Annotated in this window: 14 protein-coding genes; 8 read left to right on the top strand and 6 right to left on the bottom strand. The window is 64.9% G+C overall.

The window, feature by feature from the left end; translation table 11 throughout:
* Window positions 1-13: 13 nt before the first annotated feature.
* Entirely contained in the window at window positions 14-670 is a 657-nt protein-coding gene (locus HBA99_RS22800; protein WP_030097344.1) for a TetR/AcrR family transcriptional regulator, read from the top strand.
* Window positions 671-756: 86 nt separating this feature from the next.
* Complete coding sequence (locus HBA99_RS22795) at window positions 757-2595, top strand: DUF2339 domain-containing protein (RefSeq protein WP_420063458.1); 1839 nt, start codon at window positions 757-759, stop codon at window positions 2593-2595.
* On the opposite strand, the gene HBA99_RS22790 is transcribed toward HBA99_RS22795, so the two are convergent.
* From HBA99_RS22790 to trmB, 4 genes are read right to left on the bottom strand one after another with little or no spacing between them, the layout of a single operon-like run.
* A complete protein-coding gene (locus HBA99_RS22790; RefSeq protein WP_070932221.1) occupies window positions 2581-3213 on the bottom strand; it encodes a hypothetical protein in 633 nt (210 codons plus the stop codon). The two genes, HBA99_RS22795 and HBA99_RS22790, sit on opposite strands and share 15 nt — an antisense overlap.
* Before the next feature lie 42 nt (window positions 3214-3255).
* Window positions 3256-6231 carry a trehalose monomycolate exporter MmpL3 gene (gene mmpL3 / locus HBA99_RS22785; protein ID WP_070932223.1) on the bottom strand — a complete coding sequence of 992 codons (2976 nt, stop codon included), beginning with the start codon at window positions 6229-6231 and terminating at the stop codon, window positions 3256-3258.
* Window positions 6232-6267: 36 nt separating this feature from the next.
* The gene (locus HBA99_RS22780) at window positions 6268-6933 is read right to left on the bottom strand and encodes an NYN domain-containing protein (protein WP_044105533.1); all 666 of its coding nucleotides are present in this window, start codon (window positions 6931-6933) and stop codon (window positions 6268-6270) included.
* Between the two features lie 14 nt (window positions 6934-6947).
* The gene (gene trmB, locus HBA99_RS22775; protein WP_196326483.1) at window positions 6948-7763 is read right to left on the bottom strand and encodes a tRNA (guanosine(46)-N7)-methyltransferase TrmB; all 816 of its coding nucleotides are present in this window, start codon (window positions 7761-7763) and stop codon (window positions 6948-6950) included.
* Window positions 7764-7892: 129 nt separating this feature from the next.
* Here trmB and HBA99_RS22770 point away from each other — a divergent pair, with 129 nt between their 5' ends.
* The 5 genes from HBA99_RS22770 to HBA99_RS22750 all read left to right on the top strand — a co-directional run bounded on the left by HBA99_RS22770 (window position 7893) and on the right by HBA99_RS22750 (window position 13660).
* Window positions 7893-8957, top strand: a complete 1065-nt coding sequence (locus HBA99_RS22770) for a hypothetical protein (RefSeq protein WP_070951899.1) — start codon at window positions 7893-7895, stop codon at window positions 8955-8957.
* On the top strand, window positions 8954-10417 hold the full coding sequence (locus HBA99_RS22765) for a hypothetical protein (RefSeq protein WP_070952405.1): 1464 nt from the start codon (window positions 8954-8956) through the stop codon (window positions 10415-10417). The genes HBA99_RS22770 and HBA99_RS22765 overlap by 4 nt, the downstream gene beginning before the upstream one ends.
* Window positions 10418-10425: 8 nt before the next feature.
* Window positions 10426-10782 (top strand): DUF6802 family protein, encoded by a 357-nt coding sequence (locus tag HBA99_RS22760; RefSeq protein WP_030097336.1) that lies wholly within the window; start codon window positions 10426-10428, stop codon window positions 10780-10782.
* 176 nt (window positions 10783-10958) lie between these two features.
* Window positions 10959-12779 carry a phosphoenolpyruvate carboxykinase (GTP) gene (locus HBA99_RS22755; RefSeq protein WP_057969260.1) on the top strand — a complete coding sequence of 607 codons (1821 nt, stop codon included), beginning with the start codon at window positions 10959-10961 and terminating at the stop codon, window positions 12777-12779.
* Between the two features lie 47 nt (window positions 12780-12826).
* Entirely contained in the window at window positions 12827-13660 is an 834-nt protein-coding gene (locus HBA99_RS22750) for an LLM class F420-dependent oxidoreductase (RefSeq protein WP_070951900.1), read from the top strand.
* 58 nt (window positions 13661-13718) lie between these two features.
* Here HBA99_RS22750 and HBA99_RS22745 read toward each other — a convergent pair whose 3' ends face one another.
* On the bottom strand, window positions 13719-13943 hold the full coding sequence (locus HBA99_RS22745; protein ID WP_064409876.1) for a hypothetical protein: 225 nt from the start codon (window positions 13941-13943) through the stop codon (window positions 13719-13721).
* Between the two features lie 153 nt (window positions 13944-14096).
* On the opposite strand from HBA99_RS22745, the gene HBA99_RS22740 reads away from it, so the two are divergent.
* On the top strand, window positions 14097-15068 hold the full coding sequence (locus tag HBA99_RS22740; protein ID WP_070951901.1) for a cytochrome c oxidase assembly protein: 972 nt from the start codon (window positions 14097-14099) through the stop codon (window positions 15066-15068).
* On the opposite strand, the gene mmsB is transcribed toward HBA99_RS22740, so the two are convergent.
* On the bottom strand, window positions 15056-15967 hold the full coding sequence (mmsB, locus tag HBA99_RS22735) for a 3-hydroxyisobutyrate dehydrogenase (RefSeq protein ID WP_070916074.1): 912 nt from the start codon (window positions 15965-15967) through the stop codon (window positions 15056-15058). The two genes, HBA99_RS22740 and mmsB, sit on opposite strands and share 13 nt — an antisense overlap.

Below are 15967 nucleotides of genomic sequence, written 5' to 3'. Positions count from 1 at the left end.
GGTGGAGTGACACATGGATGACGAAAACAACGCAACCGCACCGAGAAAGCGCCTGCCCCGGGGGCAGGGTTGGCTGCTGCGACAGCAGATCATCGATACGGCAATGGATCTCATCCGTAGGTCGGGCGAGGCCCGGGCCCCGTCGGCCCGCGAATTGACGCGGGCGCTGGGCATCACGGCGCCGTCTTTCTACCGGCATTTTTCGAGCACCGACGAGTTGGCGGACGCGCTGTGCTCCAGGTACTTCGAGCAACTCGGTGAGGCACTGCAGCGGGCAACGTCCAACATCGCTGCCGGGGTGGAACGTCTACACACACTTGGCCTGGCCTATGTGCGCTTCGCCGCGCAGAACCCGTTGATGTACCGGTTCGCGACCACCCGACCACCACGGCGGGGTATCGAATCTGACGAGATACTCAACAGTTCAGCCTTTTTGCATCTTCGCGGCGTCGTTCAGGAACTCGTCGACGAGGAACTGTTCCCGCCGGGCAATACCCTGGAACCGGCCTTGCAGCTGTGGGCGACCACGCATGGGGTTGCCTCGCTGCTCGTCACCAGGCCGCAACTGCCGTGGGGCGAGCAGGAGTCCTTTGCCTCCCGGACCCTGTACACCGCGTATCTGGGTCACGTGGCCGCGGATGCGCCGGACCGGATGCGTGGTGCTGAGTAGCGCTACCTAACGGCGTGAGAAACCCCTACCCCTCGAGGTAGGTCTACGTGTTCACTACGGGACCCGTAGCCGCGACGCTCAGAGGCATGACAGATCCACAGCTGCAGCAGATGACCGCCGCGCTCGACGAGTTGGACGGGCGTGAGCGCGCGCTGCGCGCAGAGCTCGATGCGTTGCGGGGCCGAATGGTCGAATGGACTCAGGCCGAATATCTCAAGGCGCAGCGGTATTGGGATGACTACCGGCGTGCTCAGGGGGCGCCCCCACTGGCTGCACCGGTACCCGCGACACACCTTCCCGTGGCTGCTCCCGCACCGCCCGTTCAGGCCCTGGTGCCCACCACGCCCCTGCCGCGGAAGCCGTTTTGGGCACGTGAAGGATTCGCCAGCAAGGCAATGGCCCTCGCGGGCGCGGTGGTGACACTCGCGGGTGTGGTGATGCTCCTGGTCCTCGCCGCCAAGAGCGGGTACTTCGGTCCGATCCCTCGCATGGCGTCCGGTGCCGTCCTCGCCGCAGGTCTGGTTGGCCTGGGTGTCCGGGTGCAATCCAGGCCCGGCGGACGAGTCGGTGGTATTGCCACTGCGGCGACAGGATTCGCGGCCGCCTTCTTTGATGTGCTGGCACTCACGGTGATCTATCAACGGATTCCGGTGATGGCGGGACTGGCGCTCGGGCTGACCATCGCGGGCGCGGGCCTGGTGCTGGCGCGGCAGTGGAACTCTCAACCCTTTGCGGCGGGTGTGGTCGGCGCGATCACGCTGCTGGCCCCGTTCCTGACCGACGGGTTCACCGTCGAACTCGCCGCGTTCGCACTGGTGCTGCTGATCGCCAGCCTGCCCGCCCAGATTGGCCGCAATTGGCCAGTGCTTCATGCCTTCCGGACCGTGGGCGTCGCGCTGACACTATTGGCGGCCATCGGCCACGATGCGGCTGATAGGCACCCACATGCCCTGCTGGCTATGGCGGTACTGGCGCTGGGGGTCACCCTGGTGGGGTCGCTGTGGCTGCTGACCGGTGAGGACAATGACCCCACCTCGTCAATAATGATCGCGGTCGCCTGCGTGCCGGTGCTCTACAACGCTCTGTTGCTCCCGGTATGGCCGCTGGGAGTGCTCGTGCCGGTCGGGGTCGCCGCGGTGATGGGCGCGGTGCCGCTTCTTGTCGGTGGCCTTCCGATTCATGCACGCATCACAATGGCCGCGGTGGCGGGGCTGGCACTGCTGCAAGCAGCGGTCGACGGCACTCGGGAGGGTCTGCTCGTCGTGGTGCTACTGGCGATCGCACTGTCCTTCTGCACCATGGGATACCAAATCCGGGATCGTATTTCGCTGGTGCTGGGCCAGGTGTTCGGTGGGCTGGGCGGTATGGCCTACATCGCTTGCGTACCGCCGGAGATGTTGGCCAACTCGAACTATGCCGTGCATGCGGCAGGGCCGCTGCTGATCGTCGCGAGTGTGCTCGCCGCGGCGACAACCGGCATGATGATGGCGGCCATGCATCGGGTGGGCTGGGCGAGTGCACAGTCCGCTCCCGTGCGCGGTGTGCTGGCCGCGGTGTCGATGCTGTACTCGGGGACGGCGGCGATCGTGCTCTCGGGCACCGCGCTGCTGGGCAATAACGATGGATTCCTGCTGGGACACGGTCTGGCGACCGTATCCTGGATGGTCGTCTCCGTGACGTTGCTACTGGCAGGCCTACGACGCTACCGTGATCAGAGCTGGGTTACCAGAACGGGATTCGTGCTCGCAGCGATGGCCGTTGCCAAGCTGTTCCTCTTCGACCTGGCCGCTCTCGACGGCATCGCCCGTATTGGAGCGTTCATCGTCACCGGGCTGCTACTCCTGGGTGGCGGCACGCTGTACGCGCGCGAATACGCAACGCGCGATGAGCAATCCGCGTCGAAATCGAGTTCAGTCGGCGGCTAAACCAAAAGTGCGTTCGAAGGTCTGCGCCCGCTCAGCAGCCAACAATCGTGCATCGCGCCCGTATGCGTCGCTACCGATGCCAGGAGAACCCATCTCGAGCTCTGCGGCATCCGCGTACGCGGTATCGAAGAGATCATGGAAGACCTGCCACTGATCTCCAAGGTCTTGGACCTCGTAGATGCCCGTGACGAAGTCCTCTCCAGAGACCGAGCCTCGTGCATATGCAGACTGCAGATCATAGATCTTGCGCGCCAAATCGTTTTGTTTGGTGAGGTATTCAGCATCAGGCGTGTCAAGCTCGAGGAATCTTCCGCAACGCTCTTCGAGAGCAGGAACTCGCTCATCGATCAGGCGGCGGCGCATCTCCGCCTCGGAGATCGCATGTGGTTCGGACGGATCGGGGGGCTGGTATGCGGGCACATAGTCTTCGAGATCCGTGAACATTTCACGTACTGCTGGATCATCGACCACTGCATCCGTAATAAACCTCGATCTCAGGGACATGAAGTTCCGGGTGTATATCCGCGCAGTGATCGTTCCGCCCAGATATTGTCCGATCAGTCCTCCGAGGGCGGAAAGGAATGCGGCTGACTCGGAGTGATGAACGTCGTGCGTCATGTCACCAGAACGAATACGAGAGACGGCGCACGAACTGTCGCGCTAGATGCGGCGCCCCTCGCGACGTAGCAGATCCTGCGCGCTGACACTGCCACCACGGCTGCGGCGAGTGGCCTCGTCCGCTTCCTGTTGCTGTTGCGGCGTGCGCTTCTGGTCGGACGCAGGCAATGCTTCCGTCGCGTCGGCGGACGGCGGCGCGGTCTGCTGGGCCCGTGACGGACGGGGTGCCCGCGGCGGTCCCTGTCGAGTGGCGTCGGGATTGGCGACAGGCATTGCCGTTGTCGCATCCTCACCCGAGGTGCCATTGGCAGGGTTGGGCTTCGCGACGGGAATCGCGGTGGTCGCGTCGCCCGCCTCGGCCGGGCCAGAGCCGGGCTGCTTGGGGCCGCGCAGCTCACCGAGCCACGATTCGATCTCCCGATCGGCGTTCCGGGGGGCGGGGCGCTGAGCGCCGGGGACGCTGCTGCGGGTCGTCGGAGCGTCCGGGCCCGTCGGATTGCCGCCAGGTACGCGCGTGGTGGGCGCGTCGGTAGGTGCAATGTTCTTGCCGGGCACCGACATCCGCGTTGTCGCGGGGGCGTCCCCACTGTCGTCGCTCGCGATGTTGACCGGAGTGGTCGGAGGAGCGGGAGGCGGCGGAGTGGGCCGCGCCGGTGCGGACGGATCATGTTGGCGCGGTGTGGGTGTCGAGGGCAACCGGGTGCGCTCGGAGGCGATCTGCAGTTTGGTAGTGCGTGCGTTGGACCCGACCGGAGAACTGGCAGCCGCGATGGCCTGCTCGCGTCCGGTCGGGCGCTTGCGCTCGTCGGCCAGGGTGACCTCGCCGAGGCCGAGCTTCACCTGGATGCGCTTCATCCAGGCCGGTGCCCACCAGCAGTCGTCGCCGAGCAGCTTCATGACCGCCGGGATGAGCAGCATGCGGACGACGGTGGCGTCCAGGATCAAGGCGGCGATGAGACCGAAGGCCAGATACTTCATCATCACCAGATCGGAGAAGGCGAAGCCGCCGGCCACCACGATCAGGATCAACGCGGCCGCGGTGATGATCCGCCCGGTGTTGGCAGTACCCACGCGCACAGCCTCGGTGGTGGACAGGCCCTGATGCCGCGCCTCGATCATGCGGGACATGAGGAACACTTCGTAGTCGCTGGACAGGCCGTAGATGACGACGATGATCAGCACGATCACCGGCGCGGTCAGCGGTGTCGGAGTGAAATTCAGCCACTTGGAGAAGTGTCCGTCGACGAATATCCAGGTCAAGATGCCCATCGTCGAACCCAGGCCCAAGGCACTCATGACGGCTGCCTTGATGGGCAAGACCAGTGAGCCGAATGCCAGGAACATCAGGATTGTGGTGACGCTGATCAGGATCACGATCACCAGCGGGAGCTTGTCGAACACGGTGTCGATCGAGTCCTGCTCGAGGGCGGGAGTACCACCGACATACATCGTGACGCCCTTGGGAACGGACATCGCGCGGAGCTCTTTGACCTTGGCCCCGGCGGTATCACGGTTGATCAGGGCGTTCTGGATGACCTTGACGCTGGCGTCGCCGTCGGTCTTGACGGACTGGCGGCGCTGCCACATCTGGCTCTTGTCTCCGCCGGGTTCGACGAACCCGGGAACCTTCATGGCGTCGGCCCGGATCTGGTTGAGCTGCGAATCCGTGGCGCCCTTGGTCACGATGGTGATGGTCTCGGTACGGAACCCGGGGAACAGCTTGTCGAAGTCCTCTTGAGCTACGCGAACCGAATTCGTTGGCGGCAAGTACTTTTCACTGAATCCGCCGAGCTTGAGGTTGCCCAGCGGGATGATCAGCAGCAGCATCACGATGACGATCGGGACGGCGAAGACCAGCGGCCGCTGCATCACGAAGACGACAGTGCGTCCCCAGAAGCCGTTCTCCAGCTCCTCGCGCGACTTGGTGCGGCTGAACCGCTTGATGCTCAGGGCATCGACATGGCGCCCGAGAACACCCAGGCACGCTGGCAGCACGGTGACCGCCAGAATCGCGGCGAGTAGCACCGAGGCGATACCGGCGTATGTCAGCGACCTCAGGAACTGCTGCGGCACGATCAGCATCGGCATCAGGGCGGCCGCGATCAGCGTGGCCGAGAACATGACGGTGCGGCCGGAGGTGATGACGGTGCGCCGGACCGCGGTTTCGGTGTCGTAACCCTCGGCGATTTCTTCGCGGAAGCGGCTGACGATGAACAGCGAGTAGTCGATGGCGATACCCAGGCCGATGAGCGTGACCACCGGCTGAGCGAAGAAGTGCACGGGGGCGAACAGCGTGATCAACCGCATGATGCCGAGTGCGCCCGCGATGGTCAGACCGCCGACCATCAGCGGCAGACCCGCGGCGATCACACCACCGAAGACGAAGAACAGCACGACCGCCATGATCGGGAGCGACAGCACCTCCATGCGCTGCTGGTCGGTACCGATGGTTCCGGTCAGCTCGCTGGCCACGGGCTGCAGGCCGGCCAGCTGGATGTCGACGCCGTTGAGCAGGAACTTGTTCTTGGCGGGGTCGTGGTCCTTATCCGGATCAGACAAGGCTTTGTAGTTGTTGAGGATGGTGTCGTCGTCGTCGCCCTTGAGGCTGACCGAGACGAAGGTGTGTTTACGGTCGTCGGTGACCATCCGTTTGACGGTGGGGTCTGTGGTGGTGGGGGCGCGTAACCAGCCGGCCCAGCCGTAGACCTCGTTGGGGTTGTCCTTCTGAAGCTGGTCGAAGTGGTCGATGACCTTCTTCTGGAAAGCGGGATCGTCGACCGTCTTGCCCTCGGGGGCTGCGATGACGGCGACGACGTGGGTGGTCCGGTCGCGTCCGAGCGCGTCGTCGGCCATCACGGAGGCCTTCACCGACTCGCTGTTGTCCGCGAAGAAGCCACTCTGCGTCACGTGGTCGCCGAGCGTTATCCCGAAAAGCCCGGAACCCAGGCAGACCGTGACGAACGCGGCAACGACGATGAACCGATACCGGTACACCATTCGGCCCCACCAGGCGAACACAGAATCTCCTAACTAGCGTCTCTCACGCGCCGGTTTTCATGTCCTGGACGTCAGCAACGCCGACAAGGGTCGGAATGGCTGCAACCAGGCGCCTTCGTCGGGGAGCGAATCTAGACCCACCCGCGGTAAGGCTCGGGGGAAAACTCCGGGTATGTCCTCGAGATCGACGAACTCCAGAGTATCCGAGGTTAGCGCCCAACTCGCATGTTCGCGAAATCCCAGCACACTGACGGGCACCCCGTCACCGGCGATTTTCTCCATCGGTTCTCGGAAAGCCTGACCATCCGCCGAGGCCACAAGCACCCCGGCCAGGCCTTCGTCGGACCGTAGCTCGATGTGAGCAAGCATGTCGACGTCGACGTCGCTGTCTTCGTCGATCTTGGGTTTGGCAAATACCGCAAACCCAACATTGCGCAGCGCCTCGACCCATGGGCGCACCACGTCGGCACTTCCCGGCGCGATATTGGTAAACACTGTGGCCTCGGGTTCGACGAGGCAATCGGGGTGATCCGCCGAATAGGCGGCCGTGCGTTCCAGCAGCCAGCGGCCCAGGGCGTCGAACCGGGGCCGGTTCTCCGCGGAGGGGCGGCCGCCGATGATGGCGCCCAGGCCCATGTCAAGGTTGGGTGCGTCCCACACCAGCAGTACTCGCAGCACCCGGCGTCGGTGGGCCGTCTCGTCCACGGTGTTGGGGCGCTCCAAGTCCTCGGCGAGGCTCACAATCGCTCCCAGACGAAGTCGTTGATCGCACTGCCGACCGTGTGCGCTTTCCCCTCGAACTTAGTGGTGGGCCGGTTCACGGAGACGGGAATGCGCGGATCGTCGAGCTCAAGGCGTCGCAGCGTGGACTCGTTATCGCCCACCTCGGCGATGTGCTGGGCGTAGTTCGCGTGATCGGTGGCCACATGCAGGGTGCCGCCCGGCCGGAGGCGGTCCGACAGCAGCGCCACTGTGCCCGGCTGGAGCAGCCGCCGCTTGTGGTGGCGGGCCTTGGGCCAGGGGTCCGGGAAGAAAACCCGCGCCGCGGTCAGCGATCCCGACGGCAGCAGGTACTCCAGCACGTCCAGGGCGTCGCCGCGGATCAGCCGGATGTTCTCGATGCCCTCACGATCAATCGCCGAGAGCAACTGCGCCAGGCCCTTGCGGTATACCTCCACCGCAAGCACATCGAATTGTGGTTCTTCTATCGCCATCGCGGCAGTGGATGTTCCTGTGCCACAGCCGATTTCAAGAATCAAGGGCGCAGTGCGGCCGAACCAGGCCGCAGGTTCCAGCGGTGGGCAGGTGCCGTCGGCTTCCCGGGCGACGCGCCCATAGGTCGGCCAGGATTTGTCCCAGGCCTTCTGCTGGCCGTCGGACAGCGATGACCCTCGTGAACGGAAGCTGGATACGCGGCGGGGGTGGCGGTCGCGGCCGTCCGTACCGGCAGTGGATTCGACCCCGCCGGTCCCAGGGAGCTCGTCGGTGGCTGTTTCAGATGCCACACAGCCCCGCTCCTGGCCGTCACAACGCATCTTCCCATGGTCACTCATGGGCGGCAGATCCCATAATCCCAGCGCATATTGATACTCAACAGTTGCCTACCAGGGTGGAACCCTCCATCGGATCAGGTGACAATGTGAGCATTTCCGTAAGCGCGATGAGATTGGGTCTGCAAAGCAATGACGCGGGGGTTTGAGGTCTTCCGGGGAGCGCTCGACCGGTTCGTCACGCGTCCTGAGGTTCGCCAGGTGCACGGCGGCCAGCGGATTCACGATCTGGCGGTGCGGTTGGGAGACCCTCTTCGGGTTACCGTCCGGGGCCGGGCCGGTGTGGGCGTCACCAGCGTGATCGGCGCGTTGGGACGCACCCTGCCGGCAGCGGACGGGCCGGGGCATGCGCTTATCGAGGTGCCAATCCCGTCGGAACCGATCACGGCTGACGTCGACGTGGTGGTGTTCGCGGAGGCGCTCAAGCCCGAGGACCGCGCCGTACTGGAGGCATCCAACGCACCCAAGGTGCTGATTCTCAACAAGGCAGATCTGACGGATCCCGGCGCCGCTCGCGGCCCCTGGACCGCTGCTGTGGAGCGGTGCGCCCAGTACCGCCTGGAGACGCGGGTGCCGACGCTGCCGTTATCGGCGCACGTTCCGCTGGCGGATATCGATGAAGCCATGGTCGAGGCCCTCAAACTGATGGTCGGGGACCCTGCGGACACCAGTTCCGTCGATGCCTTCGTCACCGGCACACACCAGGTGCCGGTTTCGATGAGGCAGCGGTTGCTCCATGAACTGGACCTGTACCCGATGGGGTGCGCGATCGGGGCGCTTCGGCAGGTTCCCACCCTGGCGGCCCCGGGACTCGCCGCACTGCTGCGCGACCTGTCGGGCATCGATGCGGTGGTGAACGCGATTCGCGCGGCCATTGCCCAGGGCTGGTACCGCCGAATGCGCGCGGTGCTCGCCGAACTCCGCAGGATTGGCGTGACGGGTGTTCTGCCGGTGCAGATTGACGCCTTCTTGACCAGTGACGATGTGGTGGTCGCGGCGATGCAGTGTGCGGTGGATGCCGCGACGGCGGCGGGCCTGACGGTGGAGCTGAGCGATCATCCAGAAGATCACCGCTACCGCGCCGAACACTGGCAGCGATTCGCCGCCGGACCGGTGAACGCCACATACGCGGCAATGGGCACGGACATCGTGCGGGGATCGCTGCGCTTGTGGCGGCTGGCGGGGGGCCGGGCGTGACAACTCCTACCGACAAGCGGGTCGACGAGCTGGTGCTGGCGGTGGACCCCACACTCGGTCCGCTCGGCGTGCATGTGCACGACGCCGTGATGGTGACCGGCAGCTGGCTGGCCGGCGCGAGCACCCTGGCCACCGAGCTGTCCTCACGCATATCGGGTGTGCGCATCGTCGAGCCTGAGGAGCTGCAGCACGGGCAGGCGCCCTCGGCGGTGGTTTTCGTGTGCAGCGGAACCGCACCGCTCACACCGTCGGACTGCGGTCTGATTCAGCTGGCCGCCGCCAACACCGATGCGCTTGTCGCGGTGGTTTCCAAGATCGATGTGCACCAGTCCTGGCGTGAGGTCATGAACCGGAATCGGGAGATCCTGGCCGAGCATGACTCGCGGTTCAGCGGTGTCACCTGGCTGGGGGTCTCGACGCGTGGCACGGCGGCTGGACTCGACGAATTGGTGCGGGCAGTGCGCCAGGTTCGTGAGGAACCTGCCCTGGCTGAGCGAAACCGGCTGCGTGCCTGGGCGACTCGTCTGCAGGGAATGCTGAATGTGCCGCCGGAGGCCGGGGAGGGTGCACGCGCGGACGAGCTGCGCAATCAGCGGCAGGCGGCGGTACGGCGGACGCGTTCGAGTAAGTCCGAACGGACCTTGGCGTTGCGCAACCGCATCGCGCAGGCACGCATGACGCTGCTGTACTTCGCGCGCAAGCGAGTGGGCTCGGTGGCCGGCGAGCTGCGCGAGGACATCGCCGAACTGAAGCGCCGCGATGTGCCCGGCTTCGGTGATCGGGTGCGGGGCCGGGCGGCCGAGGTGGTGGCCGAAGTGGAACAGGGCACCGAGGAACACCTGGCCGAGATCTCGGCCGAGGTAACCCAACGCTGGGCGGCGCCGCGCCCCAGCGCGAATCGGCCGCTGCCGCCCGAAGCACCAGATCCTTCGGTGCGATCACGTCGGCTGGAGACCCGGATGATGGCGCTGTTCGGGGTGTTCTTCGGGCTGGGCGCGGCGTTGACGGTGTCCCGGTTGGTGGCGTATGCGCGTCCCGGCCTGGCGCCGGCGGGCTTGGCGGTGGGCCTCATTGCCGGTGCCTGCATCGCGGTGTGGCTGGTCGCGGTGCGGGGGCTCCTGCACGATCGGACGGTGCTGGACCGGTGGTTGGGAGACACCACGGGGGAGCTGCGAGCCTACTTGGAGCAGTGGGTCGCCGCGCGGGTGCTGGAGGTGGAGACCAGGCTCAACGCCGATCTGGTCGAGATCGACGAACGTGAGAACGACAAGCTGGCCGCCCGGGTCGGGCAAATCGATTCCGAGCTGCGTGAGGCCGCTATGAACACCGCGCGCGCAACGGCGCTGCGCAACCGCGACCTGCCCTCCGTACACAAAGCGTTAACGGCGGTCACCGAACGGCTGGACGCGATCGCGGGGACAGCCGAGAATAGATCGATAGGCCGCGCGCGCGAGGGTTAGGCAGAGACATGATCGACGGTTTTGACCAGGGTTTCCATGTGGGCCTTGGGGGGCCAGGTGAAGGGGTGCACGAACCAGGCCATGCGCTCAGCCCCGATCTGCACGTCGATCACCACATGTACCTGCCCACCGATGGCGGTCTGGTGGACCTCGGAACAGACCTCATCGACACCGACCATGACGGCATCGGCGACACCGTCACGCTGCATGAACCTGACGGGTTATCGGTGGTGTCCGACATCGACGAGGACGGTATCGCCGACAAGGTGACCACGTTCGGGGCGGACGGCACGTATGAGACCTGGGCCCGCGGTGCGGGTGCGCACTGGGAGCTCATCGAGCACGGTCGCATCGGCGGTAAGTAAATGGGCTGGGGTTGTACCGCGGGAAGTACTGGCCGAAGCTCGCTTGTTATTGATGGATACGTACCAACCCCGTTTCACGCTGAATAGCGCCAGCGCTAACCTCATATATCTAGGTTCCGACCAGCGCCGGTGCGGCAACTGCGTACCTCACCCGGCTCAACGAGGAGATGCTCTCGATGACAGCAGCGACCATTCCCGGTCTTGACAACGCTCCGACGAAACACGCCGGATTGCTCGCTTGGGTCCGCGAGGTCGCTGAGCTGACACAACCTGATCGGGTCGTGTTCGCTGATGGTTCCGATGAAGAGTTCGAGCGCGTTTCTCAGCAACTAGTGGACGCGGGCACCTTCCAGCGGCTCAACTCCGAGAAGCACCCCAACTCGTTCCTGGCGCTGTCGGACCCGTCGGACGTCGCCCGGGTGGAATCGCGGACGTACATCTGCTCGGAGCGTGAAGAGGACGCCGGTCCCACCAACAACTGGGTGGACCCCACCGAGATGCGCGCGACCATGACCGAGCTGTTCCGGGGCAGCATGCGCGGACGCACCATGTGGGTGGTGCCGTTCTGCATGGGCCCGCTCGGTGCCGAGGACCCCAAGCTGGGTGTGGAGCTCACCGATTCGGAGTACGTCGTCGCCTCGATGCGCGTGATGACCCGAATGGGTGCCGCCGCCCTGGAGAAACTGGGCGATGACGGATTCTTCGTCAAGGCGCTGCACTCGATCGGTGCGCCCCTGGAGCCCGGCCAGGAAGACGTGCCATGGCCGTGCAATGACACCAAGTACATCACCCACTTCCCCGAATCTCGTGAAATCTGGTCCTATGGTTCGGGTTACGGTGGCAACGCGCTGCTGGGCAAGAAGTGCTACTCGTTGCGCATCGCCTCGGCGATGGCCCACGACGAGGGCTGGCTTGCCGAGCACATGCTGATCCTCAAGCTCATCTCGCCGGAGAACAAGGCCTACTACGTGGCCGCGGCGTTCCCGTCGGCCTGCGGCAAGACCAACCTCGCGATGATTCAGCCGACCATTCCCGGATGGCGCGCAGAGACGTTGGGTGATGACATCGCCTGGATGCGCTTCGGCAAGGATGGTCGCCTGTACGCCGTCAATCCGGAGTTTGGCTTCTTCGGTGTGGCACCGGGCACCAACTGGAGCTCCAACCCCAACGCCATGAAGACCATCGAAGCCGGCAACACCGTCTTTACCAACGTCGCGCGCACCGACGACAACGACGTCTGGTGGGAAGGCCTGGAGGGCGAGCCGGAGCACCTGATCGACTGGAAGGGTCAGGACTGGGTCCTGCGGGAGACCGAGACCAAAGCCGCGCACCCGAATTCGCGCTACTGCACCCCGATGTCGCAGTGCCCCATCTTGGCCCCCGAATGGGATGACCCGCAGGGTGTGCCGATCTCGGCGATCCTGTTCGGTGGCCGTCGCAAGACGACTGTGCCGCTGGTGACCGAGGCCCGGGACTGGCAGCACGGTGTGTTCATTGGCGGCACACTGGGTTCGGAGCAGACCGCGGCCGCCGAGGGCAAGGTTGGCACCGTGCGCCGCGACCCGATGGCGATGCTGCCCTTCATGGGTTACCACGTGGGCGACTACCTGAACCACTGGATCAACGTGGGCAAGCAGGCCGACGAGTCCAAGCTGCCCAAGGTGTTCTTCGTGAACTGGTTCCGCCGTGGCGATGACGGACGCTTCCTGTGGCCCGGATTCGGCGAGAACAGCCGGGTGCTCAAGTGGATCGTCGACCGGATCGAGCACCGCGCCAACGGTGTGTCGACCCCGATCGGCACCGTTCCGGGCGTCGAGGACCTGGACCTGGCCGGTCTGGACGTCGAGGAGGCCGATGTGGCCGAGGCGCTCGCGGTGAACAACGATGAGTGGCTCGCGGAGTTGCCGCTCATCGAAGAGTGGTTCGAGTTCATCGGCGACAAGCTGCCTAGCGGCGTCAAGGACGAGTTCGACGCGCTCAAGCAGCGGCTGGGGTAGTTCGTATCTGGTCGACACTCCAGGTGGATCCTGCATAGGGTTGTGCAATGCGCTTCGCATTCAAGACATCTCCGCAGAACACCACCTGGGACGACATGCTGGCCATCTGGAAGGTGGCCGACGGGATCGACGTCTTCGAGTCCGGCTGGACCTTTGATCACTTTTATCCGATCTTCTCGGACTCCACCGGGCCATGCCTGGAGGGCTGGATAACCCTCACCGCGCTCGCGCAGGCCACCCGGCGGCTGCGCGTCGGGGTGCTGGTGACCGGTATCCACTATCGGCATCCGGCCGTGCTGGCCAATATGGCCTCGGCGTTGGACATCGTGTCCGGTGGTCGCCTCGAGCTCGGTATCGGCGCCGGCTGGAACGAGGAAGAATCCGGCGCCTACGGCATTGAACTGGGCAGCATCAAGGAGCGATTCGACCGGTTCGAAGAGGCCTGCGAGGTGCTCACCGGTCTGCTGAGCCAGGAGACGACGAGCTTTGACGGCACGTTCTATCAGCTCAAAGACGCTCGCAACGAGCCCAAGGGGCCGCAAAAACCACACCCGCCGATCTGCATAGGCGGCAGCGGCGAGAAGCGCACGTTGCGGATCACCGCCAAGTACGCACAGCACTGGAATTTCGTGGGCGGACCGCCCGAGGAGTTCGCGCGCAAGCGCGATGTGCTGGCCGCGCACTGCGCCGACATCGGCCGGGATCCGGCTGAGATCACGCTCTCGGCCCACATCCGGCTCGGCGAGGATCGCGATTACGCGAAGGTTGTCGATGAGGCAGCCGCGCTAGGGGCCGAGGGGCTCGACGTGGCGATCATCTACTTGCCTCCGCCGTACGACACAGCGGTGCTGGAGCCGTTGGCGGAGGCGCTGCGAGGCTGACGACGAGAAGGCATCTACGTAGCGGCTGGCGTTCGTAGATGCCTTCTCGGCCAACGGTTTAACCGGTCTTGCTCTCCAAAGCCGCCAGCGCGGCAGCAAGCGCGATGTACTTGTTGGTGCCCAGCTCGCGCACGGTCGAGATGTTCAGGGCTTCCTTGAGTGCGGCGTCGTGCTTCTCGGTGAGGCCAGCGAGAGCAGACGGGGGAGCGTCGAGGACGTCCTTGAGGTCCTTGTTCTCGTAGGCCTTGTCGAGTGCCTTCTCGAGATTGACGGATACAGCCATCGTTCCTCCTCTGGTTTGCCCCGCCCGTGGCGCACCCTAGCTACCAAAGCTGTGAACCAACGCCGTTTGGCTAGCGGCGATCGGAACTGCCGATGAACGCCTGGTTCGGCACTCGGATGGCCAGTTCATTCAAATATGCGCATAATGCAATCAATGAACGACGTGAGGTTGCTCAGCGGGCTGACCACAATCCCCGCCGAACCGCCGACAGTGTGGTCACTGTTCGCCTGGAACCCGCCCGCCATTCCGGTGCTTCCTGTTGTAGCGGCGCTGCTGGCCGGGTGGTACCTGCTGAGCGTGCTCCGGCTGCGCCGGATGGGCCGCCGCTGGCCGTGGTGGTCAACCGCGTGCTTCCTGTCCGGGTGCCTGATTATGGGCGCGGTCATGGGATTGTCGATAGACCGCTACGGATTTCGGTTGTTCAGCGCGTTCATGTTCCAGCAGCTGACGTTGTCGATCTTGGTGCCGCCGTTGTTGGTGCTGGGCTCACCGGGGCGGCTGTTGTTGCGCTCGACGCCGCACCACGGGCCCGGCAGATGGGTACTGGTGGCCGCGCTGACCGGATTGCGCAGCCGCGCGGCCGCGATGCTGTTGCATCCCGCCGTCACCATTCCGCTGTTCCTGTTCAGCTATTACGGCCTGTATTTATCCCAGCTGTTCGACACCATTGCCGTTACCTGGTTGGGGCATAACGGGTTAGAGATCTTTTTCTTGGCCAGCGGCCTGCTGTTCGTCATCCCCATCCTGTCCACCGACCCGCTGCCGGTCCGGCAGACCAATCTCGGCAGGATGTTCGACATCTTCGTGGAAATGCCGTTGCACGTGTTCATCGGCGTCATCCTCATGATGGCGCCTAGGCCGCTGATTGGCATCTTCGCCAATCCGCCCGCCGCGTGGGCCGTCGACCCGGTGAAGGACCAGGCGGTGGCTGGCGCGCTGGCCTGGTCCTACGGTGAGCCGATCGCGCTCGCGACTACCTTGATCTTCGCCATCAGGTGGCGGCGTGAGGAACAGGCCGAAACGGAGGAACGCGAGGCCGATGACGCCCTGCAAGAAGACGAATTAGCCTCGTACAACCGGTTTTTACAGCAACTACGGGAAGAACGGCCGGGTCACGGCGCGTAACCGCGCGCCGAGCCGTCGGGCGTCGCGTACTTGACGATCAGCGAGCAGTCCTTGGCGCCTAGGCCCTCGTCGATGAGCTGCTGGAACTGCTCGGTCACCATGGTCGCGGCGGGTAGCTTCACACCGGTGGCCTCACCTGCGGCCAGCGCCAGGCGTGCATCCTTGTGCGCCAGGTCGACCGTGAAAGTGGCATCGAAGTTCCGGTTGGCGGCGGCGGATTCGATGATGTCCGGCACCGGGTACCAGGTCTGCTGCGCCCAGGATCGCGCCGAGGACACCGAACAGATCTCCCAGAAAACCTTGGGATCCAGGCCGAGCCGCTCGGCCAGCTGTGAACCTTCCGAATTGGCCATCATGTCGATGAACAGCATCATGTTGTTGCAGATCTTCGCGGCCACGCCGGCGCCACCGTCACCGGCGTGGATCACCCGACCGGCCATCGGTTTGATGTAATCGGTTGCCGCGCCGGAATTTTCCAAATCTCCACCCAGCATGAAGCACAGCGTGCCGGCCTGCGCGCCGCTGATCCCGCCGGACACCGGGGCGTCGACGAACCGGAACCCCCGGCGCGCCGATTCGGCGTGACAGTACCGCGAGGTTTCGATGTCGACGGTTGAACTGTCCACCAGAAGCGTTGATGGCGAGGCGTTTTCCCAGATGCCGTAGGGGCCTTCGAATACCGAGCGGACATGCTCACCCTTGGGCAGCATGGTGAACACCACTTCGGCGCCCGCCAGCACCTCGGCGATCTCGTCCACCGCGGTCACACCTGTGGCCGCTGCGGCGGCCAGTGCGTCACCCGAGAGGTCGAAACCGCGCACCGTGTGCCCGGCCGCCACCAGATTCGCGGCCATCGGGCCGCCCATGTTCCCCAAACCGATCCAGCCATAGGTCGCCAT

The sequence above is a fragment of the Mycobacteroides chelonae genome (assembly GCF_016767715.1).
Taxonomy (GTDB): domain Bacteria; phylum Actinomycetota; class Actinomycetes; order Mycobacteriales; family Mycobacteriaceae; genus Mycobacterium; species Mycobacterium gwanakae.
This window is presented reverse-complemented; position numbering and strand designations above follow the sequence as displayed.

Coding starts and splice junctions, on each gene's coding strand:
- HBA99_RS22770 (WP_070951899.1), top strand. CDS start 7,893: ATGACGCGGGGGTTTGAGGTCTTCCGGGGAGCGCTCGACCGGTTCGTC.
- mmsB (WP_070916074.1), bottom strand. CDS start 15,967: ATGGCGACCTATGGCTGGATCGGTTTGGGGAACATGGGCGGCCCGATG.
- HBA99_RS22795 (WP_420063458.1), top strand. CDS start 757: ATGACAGATCCACAGCTGCAGCAGATGACCGCCGCGCTCGACGAGTTG.
- HBA99_RS22790 (WP_070932221.1), bottom strand. CDS start 3,213: ATGACGCACGACGTTCATCACTCCGAGTCAGCCGCATTCCTTTCCGCC.
- trmB (WP_196326483.1), bottom strand. CDS start 7,763: ATGAGTGACCATGGGAAGATGCGTTGTGACGGCCAGGAGCGGGGCTGT.
- HBA99_RS22755 (WP_057969260.1), top strand. CDS start 10,959: ATGACAGCAGCGACCATTCCCGGTCTTGACAACGCTCCGACGAAACAC.
- HBA99_RS22745 (WP_064409876.1), bottom strand. CDS start 13,943: ATGGCTGTATCCGTCAATCTCGAGAAGGCACTCGACAAGGCCTACGAG.
- HBA99_RS22750 (WP_070951900.1), top strand. CDS start 12,827: ATGCGCTTCGCATTCAAGACATCTCCGCAGAACACCACCTGGGACGAC.
- HBA99_RS22760 (WP_030097336.1), top strand. CDS start 10,426: ATGATCGACGGTTTTGACCAGGGTTTCCATGTGGGCCTTGGGGGGCCA.
- HBA99_RS22800 (WP_030097344.1), top strand. CDS start 14: ATGGATGACGAAAACAACGCAACCGCACCGAGAAAGCGCCTGCCCCGG.
- HBA99_RS22740 (WP_070951901.1), top strand. CDS start 14,097: ATGAACGACGTGAGGTTGCTCAGCGGGCTGACCACAATCCCCGCCGAA.